11 protein-coding genes are annotated in these 14,672 nt (G+C 56.5%); 4 read left to right on the top strand and 7 right to left on the bottom strand.

The window, feature by feature from the left end:
- Window positions 1-192: 192 nt before the first annotated feature.
- Window positions 193-522 (bottom strand): YnfA family protein, encoded by a 330-nt coding sequence (locus RSF91_RS10675; RefSeq protein WP_332568399.1) that lies wholly within the window; start codon window positions 520-522, stop codon window positions 193-195.
- A gap of 49 nt (window positions 523-571) precedes the next feature.
- Entirely contained in the window at window positions 572-3,700 is a 3,129-nt protein-coding gene (locus RSF91_RS10680) for an EAL domain-containing protein (protein ID WP_442878842.1), read from the bottom strand.
- Between the two features lie 547 nt (window positions 3,701-4,247).
- Between RSF91_RS10680 and RSF91_RS10685 the strand changes: the two genes are divergently transcribed.
- Window positions 4,248-4,748 (top strand): flavodoxin family protein, encoded by a 501-nt coding sequence (locus tag RSF91_RS10685; protein WP_332568401.1) that lies wholly within the window; start codon window positions 4,248-4,250, stop codon window positions 4,746-4,748.
- A 122-nt stretch (window positions 4,749-4,870) separates the two neighbouring features.
- On the opposite strand, the gene RSF91_RS10690 is transcribed toward RSF91_RS10685, so the two are convergent.
- The 3 genes from RSF91_RS10690 to RSF91_RS10700 form a co-directional block, all read right to left on the bottom strand.
- Window positions 4,871-5,203: a hypothetical protein gene (locus RSF91_RS10690; protein WP_332568402.1), complete on the bottom strand. Its 333-nt coding sequence runs from the start codon at window positions 5,201-5,203 to the stop codon at window positions 4,871-4,873.
- 30 nt (window positions 5,204-5,233) lie between these two features.
- On the bottom strand, window positions 5,234-5,803 hold the full coding sequence (locus RSF91_RS10695; protein ID WP_332568403.1) for a hypothetical protein: 570 nt from the start codon (window positions 5,801-5,803) through the stop codon (window positions 5,234-5,236).
- Window positions 5,804-6,059: 256 nt separating this feature from the next.
- On the bottom strand, window positions 6,060-6,758 hold the full coding sequence (locus RSF91_RS10700) for a hypothetical protein (RefSeq protein WP_332568404.1): 699 nt from the start codon (window positions 6,756-6,758) through the stop codon (window positions 6,060-6,062).
- 672 nt (window positions 6,759-7,430) lie between these two features.
- On the opposite strand from RSF91_RS10700, the gene RSF91_RS10705 reads away from it, so the two are divergent.
- The 3 genes from RSF91_RS10705 to RSF91_RS10715 all read left to right on the top strand — a co-directional run bounded on the left by RSF91_RS10705 (window position 7,431) and on the right by RSF91_RS10715 (window position 9,951).
- On the top strand, window positions 7,431-8,195 hold the full coding sequence (locus tag RSF91_RS10705) for a response regulator transcription factor (RefSeq protein ID WP_332568405.1): 765 nt from the start codon (window positions 7,431-7,433) through the stop codon (window positions 8,193-8,195).
- Window positions 8,196-8,370: 175 nt separating this feature from the next.
- Window positions 8,371-9,123, top strand: coding sequence for a sensor histidine kinase (locus RSF91_RS10710; protein WP_332568406.1), 753 nt, complete (start codon window positions 8,371-8,373; stop codon window positions 9,121-9,123).
- 189 nt (window positions 9,124-9,312) lie between these two features.
- Window positions 9,313-9,951: a TetR/AcrR family transcriptional regulator gene (locus RSF91_RS10715; protein WP_332568407.1), complete on the top strand. Its 639-nt coding sequence runs from the start codon at window positions 9,313-9,315 to the stop codon at window positions 9,949-9,951.
- 113 nt (window positions 9,952-10,064) lie between these two features.
- Here the strand turns inward: RSF91_RS10715 and RSF91_RS10720 are convergent, their stop codons facing one another.
- Complete coding sequence (locus RSF91_RS10720; RefSeq protein WP_332568408.1) at window positions 10,065-11,504, bottom strand: efflux transporter outer membrane subunit; 1,440 nt, start codon at window positions 11,502-11,504, stop codon at window positions 10,065-10,067.
- Window positions 11,501-14,665, bottom strand: coding sequence for an efflux RND transporter permease subunit (locus tag RSF91_RS10725; protein ID WP_332568409.1), 3,165 nt, complete (start codon window positions 14,663-14,665; stop codon window positions 11,501-11,503). Before RSF91_RS10725 ends, RSF91_RS10720 begins: the two co-directional genes overlap by 4 nt.
- Between the last annotated feature and the right edge of the window lie 7 nt (window positions 14,666-14,672).

Raw genomic sequence — 14,672 nt, forward strand, 5'->3', positions numbered from 1 at the left:
AAACCGGTTGCGCAGCCGAAAGCCTTGAGAAAACCCAAGCCTTGCGTGCAACCGATAACAGCAGGAATCATAACGCGCCCTGCCCTATGGTCAGCCAAGATTGAGGCAAACACACAAACCATAGCTGCTTGCGCTTGACTGGTGTGGGTTTGACGCAGTTTTTATTCGTATTTTTGATTGAATCAGTCACGCTCAGCCGCGCGGCTGAAAAGCAATGAGGCCCGCACCCAGCAGACAGACGGCCACCCCCCCCATATCCCAGACGCTGGGCTTGATGCCATCCACCAGCCAAAGCCACACCAGTGCCGTGCTGATGTAGATGCCGCCGTAAGCCGCATAGATGCGCCCCGAGGCCGAGGGGTGCAAGGTCAGCAGCCAGACAAAAAGCACCAGACTGGCTGCGGCAGGCAGCAGTAGCCAGGCACTGCCGCCTTGCTTGAGCCAGAGCCAGGGCAAATAGCAGCCCACAATTTCGGCAACAGCAGTCAAGGCAAATAGCAGCAGGGTCTTGATATCAGGCACGCAAATCTCTCATCAGACAAAGCCAGCATTGTGTCTGCTTTGCCACGGCCTAGCGCAAAGAGGCGGGGCTGAGTGCCGGCGCCAGTGCCCCCGGCACATTGCCGAAGGTCACCAATCGCTCAAACTCGCCTACTTCCACAGGCGGGCTCATCAAAAAGCCCTGCCAGGCATAGCAGCGCATGTCTTCCAGACAGCGGCACTGGGCCTGCGTTTCCACACCTTCGGCGATGACATGAAGGCCCAGGCTCTTGGCCAGCCCCACGATGGTGCGAGCGATGACCCCATCGTTAGGGTCGGTCAGCACATCGCGCACAAAGCTGCGGTCAATCTTGAGCTGATCAAGCGGCAGGCGTTTAAGGTAGTACAGGGATGAGTAGCCCGTGCCAAAGTCATCCAGCGCAAAGCTGATGCCGTACGACTTCAGGCGGTTCATCTTGGCAATGGTGTCATCCATATCGGAGAGCAGCATGCCTTCGGTCAGTTCCAGCTTGAGGAACTTGGCATTGGCCCCATGCTCGGCCAGCGCCTTGAGCACCTGCTCGACAAAGCCGCTCTGATGAAATTGCTTGGGGCTGACATTCACCGCGAGCACCAGCTGACTGTAACGAGGGTGTCTGGCCCATTTCGCCAGCTGTTTGCACGCAGCTTGCAGCACCCACTCGCCCAGCGGCAAGATGACGCCGGTTTCCTCTGCCAGTGGAATGAACTGGGCCGGGGGCACAAAGCCTTTTTCTGGGTGCTTCCAGCGCAACAGGCCTTCGGCGCCAATCACTTTGCCCATTTCTACCTGTGGCTGGTAGTAAAGCTCAAACTCTCCCGCTTCAAGCCCGGCGCGCATGTCATGCTCCATGGAGCGGCGTTCTTGCAGGGCGGATTGCAGCAACGGGTCAAAAAAGCAGCTGAGGTTGCGACCCAGACTCTTGGCCTGGTACATCGCCATTTCGGCGCGCCGCTGCACTTCTTCAGACGTCAGCGCCTGCTCGCCAAACAGGCTCAGGCCCATGCTCACAGTGATGGAGTGCGTCACGCCCCCTGTCACCATCGGCTCGCGCAGCCGGGTTAGCCATTGATTGGCTTCCTTCTCCAGCTGGGCGGCGGCGGCGACAGAGTCCTCGCCCAGGTTTTCAATCAGCAATGCGAAGTCATCGCCGCCCTGGCGTGCAATCGTGGCGCCCGGGGGCAGCAAGCCCAGAATACGCTGGCTCAGCGCCTGCAGCAGCAAGTCGCCCTGCTCAAGACCATAGGTCTCGTTAAAGGCCTTAAAGTTATCAATATCCAGCAGCACGACACCACCGAAATGCGCTTTGCGCTGCGCAAGAACCAGCGCATGCTGCAGCCGGTCAGCCAGCAGGCGGCGGTTGGGCAGAGCGGTGAGTGCATCGTAGAAGGCCAGACGCTTGACTTCCTGCTCGGCTGCGATGCGCTGGCTCTGGTCCTGAATCACCATCAGGCAGCCGTCGTTTTGCAGCACTGCGCTGACCGCCACGGTACGGCGCTCACCATCCGCGCCTGTCAGTACCAGCGGCTGGGCCGCAATCATGCTGGCTGCTGAATGGGGCAAGAACTCCTCCCACTCCATGTCCTCATCCGCAACCCGAACTGACTGCTGCGCCTTCAGCCGCTGGATGGCATGGGCTTTGGCAGCCTCCCAGCGCTGAACTACGCGCTCGCGCTCTGGTGCGTCGGGGAACATGCGCTCCCACCATTGCAAGGTGGTGATACCGGGTTTGCCACCATGGCCTGCCAGGCGCAGAAATTCTTCATTCCAGTACACAAGGCGACCGCTCAGGTCTTCCATGACCAGCCCCACGGGCAGCCTCTGCATCAGGTTGCGCAGCTGCTGGTGGCCCATGCGCTCCACCTGCTCCATCCGCTTGCGCCCGCTGATGTCGTTCACCAGCACCTGCAGGCGTTTGGTCTCTTGCCTGCCCGTCAAAAAGGCGTTGAGTTCTACCCAGACTGGCGATCCATCCTTGGCGCGCAGGCAGAACTCTGCTGTATTGTGCTGAAACTGCTGAAGATCCAGCCCTTCCAGCAGTTGGGCACAATGTGCCTGGTCTTCAGGCATTACCAGTTCCAGCGCGTTGCGCTGATGAATCTCATGAGCCTCGTAACCCAGCATGCGGCAGAGGTGCTGATTGACCTTGAGCACGCTGCGCGTCTCGACATCCATCTCAATCACACCCATGGCAGCCTGCTCGCACATGGCATGAAAGCGTGCATCGCTCTCCTGGCGGGCCTGCGCACTGACTTTGATGCGCTTGCGCCAGCTCCAGCGGCTTTGCCACCAGCCCGAGACCCCGGCGGCCAGCGCCAGACCAGCAAGCACACCGGCAGCCAGCATCAGCCAAGGCAGTATTTTTTCAAACTTGTGCTGACTGCTGAGCGCAGGCCTGAACTGCAGCGCCCAGACCCTGTCATGCACCTGTATCTGCCGCTCCAGCGGCTTGATCAGCTCAAACTCCTGCTGGCTTTCAGCCGCCTCCCACAACTTTCCAGTAAACAGTGTCTGTGAAGACTGGCCAAGCGGATCTACCTTCTGAAAGAGAACCTTGCCGCCCGCAACAGAAGGTTTTTTAGGCAACGCGGCAGGACTCATATCCAACAGGCGCATGGCGACTTGGGGGTAAAGATTGCTTGGCACCGCACCTCTGATCAGATCACCCAGCCTGATACTGGCGTTCACCGTACCCATCAATGGCTGCGCACCGCCAGAGCGTCCATCGGCAACGGAGCGCAAAGGCATGCGCAAAATCACCCCATCCGGGCTGCCCGGAAGCTGCAAAAAGCGAAATGGCGCGGACATGGACATCTGGCGTGAATGCCAGGCTGCCATCAAAGAATGAAACGCCGCAGCAGGCTGGCGCGCGTTGGTTCCAACCAGCGCCTCATTGCCCACTAATGGCCAGACATAGGCAACCTCAAACGCCTGCGAATCCTGCTCAAGATCGACATGCTTGTCCTCGACCACGGCCCGGGTCAGGCTCAGAGCCTGCAAGCCCACCAGCCCTCTTTGGCTAAGCTGGGCATGCGCATGCTGGGAAAACATCTGCTGGTCCAGCGCCTGAATACCGCTCACATCATCAGCAAGCCTTGCCAGCAACTGGCCATAGTCGGCAAGGCGCTGCTCAAGCAGTCGCGTCGCCATATCAGCGCTGTACTGCAGCCGCTTCTCCATGCGCAATTCATGCTGATGGTGCAAAGCCCAGGCTCCCAGCGCACCGCCAGAAACCCCCAGAGCCAATGCCAGCAGAGCCAGCCAGCGGCGGCCTGCCTTTATCGTCGGTTGAGTAGCAAATGAGGACATGCCAAAAACACAAGAGTCCTGAGTTATGAAGTTGCTCCAGACACGCTCTGAAACGCGCTTGCGGTCTCCGCTGCGACAACAAATTTTCGTCATAGTTTGTAAGAAGATTCCTACAAACCCAAGAGCATTTATGCCGGGTGAATACCCTGAGTGCTTTGACATTCAGGTCTTCGCACATGTTTCAAATCATAGGTAAAACCATATACAGCAAGTGCAAAGCGCTGCAAATTCAAGAGCACATCAAACCTCAGAAAATTGATAAACGTCAATATTCGTCAACGCTTAGTCACTTTTTAAGCCTCTATAAGGCCGCATCAAACCGTCTCTTTAAAACAACAATTACAGAGAACCAATATCTTTCAGTAGGTTATTGCACTGCAAATTTGCTTGATATGCACCTCTGATCAGAACATCCTCTATGCCTATCCGCCCTGCTTTACTAATCGTCTACCACTCTCATACTGGCGGAACTCGCCAGATGGCTGAGGCCGCCTGTGCGGGTGCCCAGCATGAAGGGGCTGTCGATGTGCGCTTGCTGCATGCAAGCCAAGCCGGTGCGCAGGACTTGCTGAACGCCCAAGGCTACCTGTTTGCCACACCTGAGAATCTGGCTGCCATCAGCGGCTTGATGAAGGATTTTTTTGATCGCAGCTACTACGGTGCACTCGATCAAATTCAGGGCCACCCCTATGCCAGCCTGATCTGTGCGGGCAGCGATGGCCGCAACGCCGCCAGACAGATAGAGCGCATTGCCACGGGCTGGCACCTGAAGGCTGTCGCCGAACCTCTCATCATCTGCACCCATGCACAGACGCCCGAGGCCATTCTCGCGCCCAAGCGGATTGACTCGGCCGACTTGCAGCGCTGTGAGGAACTGGGCCAGTCATTGGCGGTGGGGCTGGCTCTGGGAATTTTCTGAAGATGACGCGACAAAAAAGAAATCCCGCCAAACATTGAATGTTTGCGGGAAATCGTTACCTGCAAGCTACCGTGCATCAGCCTCAGGCACGCATCATGCCTTGTAGCGACAGATTACAGAATCTATTCCTCAACCGGAATAAAAAACAGATACTCACCAGGCCCCATTTGTGGGGTGATCACATAGCCTTCACAACTACCGTTCTTACACTTTACGGGGATGGCCCGAGGCCAGATAGTTGCAGCGGTCGGGTAGCCGGGCAGGTACTGAGGCACATGCCATACACCGTAGTTGCCTACGGGCTGAGCCTGCTCCTCACCCCCTGCACCTTGCTCGCCACTGCCCAAAATCTGGCGTTGAATGCTCAATGGCATATTGGCAACGACAGGGGCTGCTGCAGACCATACAGGAATGCAGCCAGCGACTGCCGCGACAAAAACGAGAGCCTTATACATATCAGCCTCCTGAATTCTGTTCAGCGCCCATCAGTTGGGGTAGAGCGCCGAAGGCTGTAATTCCGATGCTTGGCTGACCGGAGCGCTGGAAGCAGTCTGCTGCTCTGGCGGCATAGCAGCGCTACCTTCGGCAGAGGCATTTGCACCGTAGTTGCTGCGGCGCTCATCCGCAGTCATGGATTGAGGGCATTTCGAGCCCGTGATTTCCAGTGCGACACGCGCTGCTGGGTCCATGCAATCCATGGCCAGAGATGCAGCCTTCATGCCTTTGTTCCAGAGTTCGCGACTCATTTTCAGACGCTTGCAATGATCGTCTGACCAAGTCGTGCCAAAGCTCACACCGAAGCCAGGCCCGTTCGCACTGCCGCTGCTGCTGCCCATGCAGGTGTCGTTACTGGTCGTCAGGTTTGGACCATTGACGCTGGGCACATTCTTCATGGTGTACGAACCCGTGTACTCCACAATGTTCTTAGACGTTCCACCAATGGTGCTGTTGACATTCTGGGTCGTCGTTCCAGACTGCGTAATGTTTTGGTCTGAGCGACTATCCACGGTCTGAGTTGATCGACTATCCACGCTCTGGGTCGATCGACTATCCATGGTTGATGCAGACCGAGACTCCACCGCCGGACTTGCTGCAGGCGTAATGAAAGTGATCGACTGATTTTGCTGGGCCCCAACGGAAGATGAGGACGAGGAGCTTTGCGCGCTGCTATCGGCGTTCTGCGCAACGCTACACAAAGGAACACAAAGGCTTAATAAAGCAATTGAGACTTTCATGCTGTTTCTCCTTTGACACCGAGTCTTGCCTTGAACGGCAAGACCCGGGGACAAGCACAACTAGGGTGGATAACTATTAGAAAGCGAGGGAGCCCGAGACGGCTCCTGCACTACCGCCAGTGCCGCCACCGTTAGAGAAGCCGCCAGCATTACCCAAGGCTCCGCCAGTCGTATTGACATGACCGACCGAGGAAGCACCGGAAGTGTTGTTGGTCCAAGTGCCGCCAGGGCCGGAAACGGCTCCCGAAGTAGCACCGTAGTTGGATTGCGTACCAGCTGTGCTATTGACTGCCGCAATACCGCCGCCAGGGCCTGCATAAGTGCCCGCAGCATTGTTGGTGTGCGAATTTGCCTGACCGGCTGCACCGCCCACTACAGTGGCGCCGCCAGGTGCAGTAGCGCCGTAACCGGCTGCTGCGCCCGAATGCGCATTGGCACTGGTAACGCCGCCGCCTGCAGCTACGCCGTTTCCGGTCGTTGCAGCCAGACTGTGCACGGTACCTGTGGTTGTAGCGCTACCGCCAACGGCTGCACCGCCGATAGCAGTATGACCAATGTTGCCTGCTCCACCAGCGGCACCTGCGGTTGCATTAGCAGCCGAAGAAGCACTATTGATGCTCAAGGCACTTCCGTTGCCAGCACTCGCAGCATTTGACGACGTAGCCGATCCGGCATTGGACGACGTGTTCGTTGCAGCAATGCTATTACTGCTAACAGCAGCAGATGCAACACCAGCCAAAGCGATGACAGCCATTGCAATCAGAGATTTTTTCATGATGGACCCTTTGATTAGCCAGTTCCCAGAACACTGAGAGAGTTGAGGCAACAGAGCTGTTGCATCTCACTGCAACACCCCCCATAAACCGTCTGCAACTTTTGAAATGTCTTAAGTTCCGTTTCAAAACTTGCTTTCGGTCAGCGCCAGTTTCAGCACAGGCGAAAAAATCAGGAATACCTTGATCGAAAGAAATTTTTTCAATCTTTTAAGACTGCTAAATAAACCTTTACAGCCTTTGATAGACGGCATCTTCATGCTATGCAGTTTGCATTTTTTGACACTTGAATCAGTGAAGTGTAGAAATGTAAATTTCTTATCTTTAAGAAAACGGATTGAATCAACTTCCAATGTCAATATCGCCACAAGCCACTGCTCGCAGCACATAGAAATAAAGAACCCTTAACCTTTAAAGGCCAGTCAATTTTTTCTTCATAAAAACAATAAAAATTGCATCCCAATATGATTTAACACATGAATTGAACAATTCAATCACAAATAAGAAATCAATAGTGTTTTTATATAATCAATATCCAATAATAATTAGAAGTGAATTTTTGTAATTTTGGTAAAAAAAACATTGAATTAACAATTTATATAGATTTTTAAAATTTCATAATTTAACTTCCAAATCAGGTCGTAAATTTTCCACTTGTCAGCAGGGAGTGAACCATGTCCGCTGTTCAAACCTCTTTTTGCCCCGCATCCTTCAGCGGTACAGGAGACTCCGCACACCCTGCAAACACACACATGTGGCCCATGCACATGGTGGGGCAACAAAGCCAGCCTGTGCGGGTCTTCGTGGTAGATGATGACAGCCACATCCGCAGGGTGATTGCCCAGGAGCTCATGGGTGACTCTCGAACCTTGCTCGTAGGCCAGGCATCCAGCCTGAGAGAGGCGCGCAAGAACATCCCGCTTCAGGACTTCGATGTGCTGATCGTGGACTTAAACCTTGGTGACGGAGAAGGTCTGGAACTGCTCGATCTTGTCAACCAGACCCGCCCCCATGTCCTTAGCATTGTGGTGTCAGTGACGGAGCGAGATGACAAAGTTTTTCAGGCTTTTGAGAAAGGCGCCGTGGGGTACTTGTTAAAAAACTCCTGGTTTGGAGACTATTCGCAAGCGGTTTTGCAAGTTGCTAATGGCGGAGCATCCATCACCCCATCTCTGGCAAAAAAAATGCTTTCCCGGCTAGAGAAAACCCACCCATTAAGCATGCCAGCTTCAAATTTCCTTGAAGAAGAAAAACTCTCTGAGAGAGAAATTGAAATATTGAAGCTGATTGCCTGCGGATATAGTTCCCCAGAAATAGCAAGCTATTTAAAAATAAGCACACTGACTGTTTCCACACATGTAAAAAATATGTATAGAAAGTTGCAAGCCAAAACAAGAGCCCATGCAGTGAGAGCAGCCTCTTTACGAGGATTGATATAAAAATACCTACATAGGCTCGCTATAGCCTAATCAATTCAGCCGTTAATCAACCATTTTTGAGGTTGATATGGAATCTCTACGCAGTCTTGGACTCAGGTCTGCAGCTAATCTGCTGCAGGTCAGTGTCATTCTATGCTGGTGTTTCATTATCTCCATACGAGATAAAACCTGGTTTATGTTCATCAGCATTTTGGCTGCATTAATCGGCTTGGTGATGGCATCCCGCTATCTGCCCAGAATCTATCGCGTCATCAAAGCCAAAATGCGCTTCAGCGTCCACCCTTCCAGAGAGGTTCAGGAGGAAAGAAAGCGTATCGCCTCTGACCTGCACGACACACTGGGCAGCCAGCTGGTGCAGGCCTTGACCTTGATGGATGGGCAAGCGCTCGTCGAAGGCAGCCCCATCAAAGAGGTGCTTGAGCGGTCTTTGCTGGATTTGCGCCTGATTGTGGACTCCATGGACGCGCAAGACGACAGTCTCACCATGCGTCTGGCTCGGCTGCGCCACAGGCTGGATCCGGTGCTGCAGCGCAAAGGTCTGACCCTGCACTGGCAGCTTTGCGATCCCGAACTGGGTATCGGGCGGCACACCAGCCGCACCCTGCCCAAAGGCCGCCTTGCCCATCAAATTCTGGCCGTGGTGCAAACCAGCCTCAGCAATACCCTGGAGCACGCGCATGCCAGTGACATCTGGGTCACTCTGGAGCCTTATGAGAGCGATGACCCCGAAAGTTTTGGCTGGGACTGGTGCCTCAGTGTGGAAGACAACGGCAAGGGCTTTGATCTTCGCGCCGTGCTTAGCGATGTCTCCCAATCCGGCCACGGCGTCATCAACATGTTCAAACGCATGCGCGAGATTGGCGGAGATCTGCACATTCACCCCAGGCAGGGGGGCGGTACACAGGTGGTGATGCGCTGGCGCGCCTGAACTACGGCTTCTCCCCAGTAAAGTATTTTGACGAATGTGCCATCATTGCGTGAGTGCCGTATATCAAAATGATCTCCAGCCAAGCTGGGTAAGGCGTTCTTCTTTTCCGCTCAGCCTTGCCAGGCTCAGTCAGCGCCTCGCAACCATACCGAACAAGCCCAGAAGCTCTATAACAAGTTCTCTCGCGCCATGACTCAACTAGACCTCGAACGCCCCAAGCGCACACCGCGTGGCCCCAGCCCACAAAAGACTCAGGCAACGCGCCGCAACATCGTCGCGGCGGCATTTGAGGAGTTTCTGGAGCATGGCTATGCGCGTGGGACCACCGCATCGGTGGCGCAGCGCGCAGGCCTCTCTAAAGTCACCCTGTTTCGCTACTTTGATAGCAAAGATGCCTTATTTGAAGCGGTGATACAGACCCATATCGCCTCTGCAGCTGTGGCCTTGCAATCCAGCCCCATGCTTGAGCATGAATCTGTCGGTGAATATCTGCTCCGCACGGTGGGTGCAGCCGCAGAGGTCATTGACAGCAGCGGTCGCTCTGCGACTGCTCGATTGGTCATCGCTGAAGGCCTGGAATTTCCGCTTCTGGCGCAAATGTATCGCCGCTATGTGAACGATGCCTTGCTGGAGCATTTCAGCAGGCTCGCCCAGTTGGCCGCTGAGCGCGGGGAGCTAAAGGCGCCTGAACTGATTGAGCACCCGGCTTTGCTGCTCGCCCCCCTCTGGATGGCCATGATGAACAACACGGTCATTCACCCCGAAGTGCCGATGAATGCCAAGACCCTGTTTCAACTCCAGGTCGCCTTGCTGTTCAAGATGCCTTGAATCTGAATTTCGCACAAAATCAGCTCCAATCGCTTACTGATAAAGCGCAAGGCGCTATCAAAAAAGCCGCACTCTTTCGAGCTGCGGCTTTTGCTTTTGAGCGCACACAAAGATCAGCTTTGCTGTGCAGTCTCCTCGCCGCCCAGCGCCTTCCACAAGGTCACGCGGTTGAGCTGCTCCGACAGGCGCAGACCAATCAAGGTCTGCTGCGCTGTGTAGAGGCTGCGTTGCGCATCCAGCACAGACAGGTAATTGTCCACGCCAGCCTTGAAACGGGCATTCGACAGATCAAACGCTTTTTGCGTATTGGCCACCATGCTGGTCTGGGCTGACAGGCGCTCGCCCCACTGGGCGCGGTCTGCCAGAACGTCAGCAACTTCCCTGAAAGCCGTCTGTACAGACTTCTCATACTGGCTCAGTGCAATACGCTGATTGCTCTCTGCCACCTGCACATTGGCACGGTTACGGCCACCATCAAAGATGGGCAGGCGCACCAGTGGAATAAAGCTCCAGGTGCTATTGCTGTTACCAAACAGACGATCCAGGTCACTGCTGCCCGTCCCTATGCTGCCCGTCAGCGTGATGCTGGGGAACATGGCCGCCCGTGCCGCGCCAATACTGGCGTTCATGGCTTGCAGATTGCGCTCAGCCGCCTGCACATCCGGGCGCTTGAGCAGCACAGTCGATGGCAGGGGCACAGGCACGGCCTTCAGCGCCGCCGTATCTGCGCCATTCATCAGCGTCTGCGCTGTGGGCAGCAACGCGGCAGGCACAGGGCCACCAACCAGTAGCTGCAGCGCATTACGGTCTCTGTCCACCTGCGAGGTATAGCTGGCCACATCGCCTCGCGCCGTGTCTACCGTGGTCTGGTTCTGGGCCAGAACCAGACCCGATGTAGAGCCCAGCTCATACATCTTGCGCGTCAGCTCGAAGGCCTTGATGCGGCTGTCCAGTGTGTCTTTTGCCAGTTGCAGGCGAGCCTGATCAGCAGCCAGCGTCAGCCAGGCATTGCTCACATCGGCCACCAAGCTGATCTGCACATTGCGCTGGTTTTCCTGGCTCAACAAAAACTGCTGCAGTGATGCTTCGCTGAGGTTGCGAATCCGCCCCCACAGGTCCAGCTCATAGCTGGCAAAACCCAGCTGGGCCGTGTATTGCTCATTAATAGTGCTGCGCCCAGTCGTCGTCAAATCCGCCGCGCTGCGCGTGCGGTTGCCCTGCGCCTGAGCCGTAATGCCCGGCAGCAGGTCAGCCCGCGTGATGCCGTACTGGGCACGTGCTTTCTCAATGCTCTCAACCGCCACGCGCAGATCGCGGTTGTTGCTCAGCGCCAGCGCCACCACATCGCGCAACTGGGGCGACTGCAGCCATTGCAGGGCCTGCGCCTGCTGCAAAGCAGCTTCGCTGGCCTGCACCGGCGCGGCATTAGCCGATACGGTTTCAGGCACAGGCAGATCGGGCGTTTTATAGACAGGTGCCAGATTGCAGCCTGCCAGCAGCGCAGCCGCACAGGCCGCAGCGACAGCAGAAATATTCATGCTCAGGCGCCTCATGCTGCGCTCTCCTTGGTTGTAGCTTCGTCGTCAGTGCGCAGGCGGCTCTTGAACCAGCTGCGAATCAGCAGGAAGAACACCGGCACCAGGAAGATGCCCAGCACCGTCGATGCCACCATGCCGCCCAACACGGCTGTGCCGATGGCGTTACGGCCACCTGCGCCAGCACCGGTGCCAATGGCCAGCGGAATCACACCAAAGCCAAAGGCCAGCGATGTCATCAAGATGGGGCGCAGGCGCAGGCGCACGGCTTCCACCGTGGCGTTGAACACGCTCTTGCCCTGCTCTTGCAGCTGCACCGCAAACTCGACAATCAGAATGGCGTTTTTGGATGCCAGACCCACCGTGGTCAACAGACCCACCTGGAAGTACACGTCATTCGTCAAGCCCCGCGTATAAGTGGCCAGCAGCGCGCCCACCACGCCCAGGGGCACGGCCAGCATGACGGACAGCGGCACCGTCCAGCTTTCATAGAGTGCTGCCAGGCACAGGAACACGAACAGAATCGAGATGGCATACAGCATGGGAGCCTGCGCCCCCGACTGGCGCTCTTGCAGCGATGCACCCGTCCACTCATAGCCAATGCCTTGCGGCAGGGTTTTGAGAATGTCTTCGACCACCTTCATGGCCACACCCGAGCTGACACCCGGCGCTGCGCTGCCGATGAATTCATAGGTCGGCGCGCCGTTGTAGCGCATCAGCTGGGGCGAGCCATAGGCCCAGTAAGTGCGTGAGAAGGCGCTGAAAGGCACCATCTCGCCACTCTTGTTGCGCACCGTCCACTTGGCAATGTCCTGCGGCAACATGCGATGCGGCGCATCGCCCTGAATATAGACACGCTTAACGCGGCCGTTGTTCAAGAAGTCGTTCACATAGGTGCCGCCCATGGCGCTGGAAAGCACACTGTTGATGTCTGTATACGACAGGCCCAGCGCGGCTGCCTTGCGGTCGTCGATATCCAGGCGCAGCTCAGCGGCGTCTTCCAGGTTGGTGGTGCGCACCGATGTCAGCTCAGGGCTCTTGCGGGCGGCATCTTCCACCTGTTTGCTGGCAGCCAGCAAAGCATCGTGTCCTATGCCGTTGATGTCCTTGAGCATGAAGTTGAAGCCCGCATTCGCACCCAGGCCGCGCACTGCAGGCGGGTTCATCACAAACACGCGGGCATCGCGAATGGAAGCCAGCTCCTTGGTTGCGCGGTGGGCCACAGCAATCGAAGACTGAGAAGACAAGGTGCGCTCGGCCCAGGGCTTCAAGCGCACAAAACCGCGTGCCGAGCTCTGGTCACCATTGAGACCTGAGACCTGGTTGAAGCTGGTGACTTCGGGCTGCTTGAGCAGGTAGTTGCGCACCTGGTCCAGCACCTGCTGCAAACGCGCATCCGAGGCGCCCGAGGGCAGGTTCACGCTGACATAGACAAAGCCCTGATCTTCGTCAGGCAGGAACGAAGTGGGCAGACGCGCCATCAGCAGCCACACGGCCGCACAGATGGCCAGAAACACCAGCATCATCCGCTTTGAGCGGCGCAGCATATAGGCCACCGAGCCCTGATAGCGCGAAGCCGTCAGGTCAAAGCTGTGGTTAAACCAGTTGAAGAACTTGTCGCTCAGTCCCAACGGGCCTGAACGCACGGGGCGCGCATGGCCTTCACCACCATGGTGCTCGGGGGCTTTGAGCAAGGTGGCGCACAGCGCCGGCGTCAAGGTCAGCGCCACAAACACCGAAAGCGCCATCGCCGCGACGATGGTGATGGAGAATTGACGATAGATCACCCCCGTAGAGCCGCCGAAGAAGGCCATGGGGATGAACACAGCAGACAGCGTCACGCCAATACCCACCAGCGCAGGCGTAATTTCCCTCATGGACTGGCGCGTGGCTTCTTTGGGTGACTTGCCCGTCTCGTGCATCACGCGCTCGACGTTCTCAACCACCACAATCGCATCATCCACCAGCAAGCCAATGGCCAGCACCATGCCGAACATGGTCAGCGTATTGATGGAGTAACCGGCAATCGACAGCACGCCAAACGTACCCAGCAACACCACGGGCACGGCAATGGCCGGAATCAGGGTAGCGCGGAAGTTCTGCAGGAAGATGAACATCACGATCACCACCAGCACCATGGCCTCGCCCAAAGCGCTGACCACTTCGTGAATCGACGCACGCACAAAAGGCGTGGAGTCTGAACTCACAAAATAATCAATCTGGTTGGGGAAATAAGGCTTGAGTTCAGCCAGCTTGGCCGCCACCGCATCAGCCACCTGCATGGCATTGGCACCGTCAGCCAGAATCACGCCCATACCCGCGCCGGGCATGCCGTTGAGCTTGGCCTGAATATTCAAATTGTCTGCCGCCAGCTCTACACGCGCCACATCGCCCATCGTCACCACCGAGCCATCGGTGGCCGACTTGAGCACGATGTCTCGGAACTGCTCAGGCGTCTGCAGCTTGGTGCGCGCCGTAATAGTCGCGTTCAGCTGCTGGTTTTGCACCGCAGGCAAAGCGCCAAGCTGCCCGGCCGAGACCTGGGCATTTTGCGAATTGAGCGCGCTGACCAGATCGGAAGGGATCAGCGCGTACTTCTCCATCTTGGCTGGGTCCATCCAGATGCGCATGGCATAGGGAGAGCCGAAGACGTTGATGTCGCCCACGCCTTCCAGGCGGCCGATCACATCAATCAGATTGCTGTTCAGATAGTCGCCAATGGCCACATCGGTCACCGATGGGTCCAGCGAGTAGAAGCTGTAAGTGACCAGAAAATCCTGGCCGCCCTTGTTCACAAACACGCCCCGGCTTTTGACGGCATCGGGCAAGCGGTTCATCGCGGCCTGCAGCTTGTTTTGCACCTGTACCTGAGCCACGTCGATATTCGTGCCCGGCGCAAAGGTCAGCGTGGTGCGCGAGCGGCCCGACGCATCACTGGTCGAGCTCATATAGAGCATGTTGTCGATGCCCTTGATCTGCTGCTCGATGATCTGCGTGACCGAGTTTTCCACGGTCTCGGCCGAAGCACCTGTGTATTGCGACGAGATCGTCACGCGCGGCGGTGCAATGTCGGGGTACTGCTCCAGCGGCAGCGAAGAAATAGACAACGCGCCCGCCAGCATGATGACGATGGCAATGACCCACGCAAAAATGGGCCGGTTGATAAAGAACTGAGCCATGACTGCT

Origin of the sequence: Comamonas sp., assembly GCF_036643215.1 — a bacterium.
In the GTDB taxonomy this organism is placed as follows: Bacteria; Pseudomonadota; Gammaproteobacteria; order Burkholderiales; family Burkholderiaceae_C; genus Comamonas.

Bases quoted from the DNA above. Each gene is read 5' to 3' on its own strand.
- RSF91_RS10705 (WP_332568405.1), top strand. From the start codon at position 7,431: ATGTCCGCTGTTCAAACCTCTTTTTGCCCCGCATCCTTCAGCGGTACA.
- RSF91_RS10690 (WP_332568402.1), bottom strand. From the start codon at position 5,203: ATGTATAAGGCTCTCGTTTTTGTCGCGGCAGTCGCTGGCTGCATTCCT.
- RSF91_RS10700 (WP_332568404.1), bottom strand. From the start codon at position 6,758: ATGAAAAAATCTCTGATTGCAATGGCTGTCATCGCTTTGGCTGGTGTT.
- RSF91_RS10685 (WP_332568401.1), top strand. From the start codon at position 4,248: ATGCCTATCCGCCCTGCTTTACTAATCGTCTACCACTCTCATACTGGC.
- RSF91_RS10725 (WP_332568409.1), bottom strand. From the start codon at position 14,665: ATGGCTCAGTTCTTTATCAACCGGCCCATTTTTGCGTGGGTCATTGCC.
- RSF91_RS10715 (WP_332568407.1), top strand. From the start codon at position 9,313: ATGACTCAACTAGACCTCGAACGCCCCAAGCGCACACCGCGTGGCCCC.
- RSF91_RS10710 (WP_332568406.1), top strand. From the start codon at position 8,371: ATGTTCATCAGCATTTTGGCTGCATTAATCGGCTTGGTGATGGCATCC.
- RSF91_RS10680 (WP_442878842.1), bottom strand. From the start codon at position 3,700: ATGGAGAAGCGGCTGCAGTACAGCGCTGATATGGCGACGCGACTGCTT.
- RSF91_RS10720 (WP_332568408.1), bottom strand. From the start codon at position 11,504: ATGAGGCGCCTGAGCATGAATATTTCTGCTGTCGCTGCGGCCTGTGCG.
- RSF91_RS10695 (WP_332568403.1), bottom strand. From the start codon at position 5,803: ATGGATAGTCGATCGACCCAGAGCGTGGATAGTCGATCAACTCAGACC.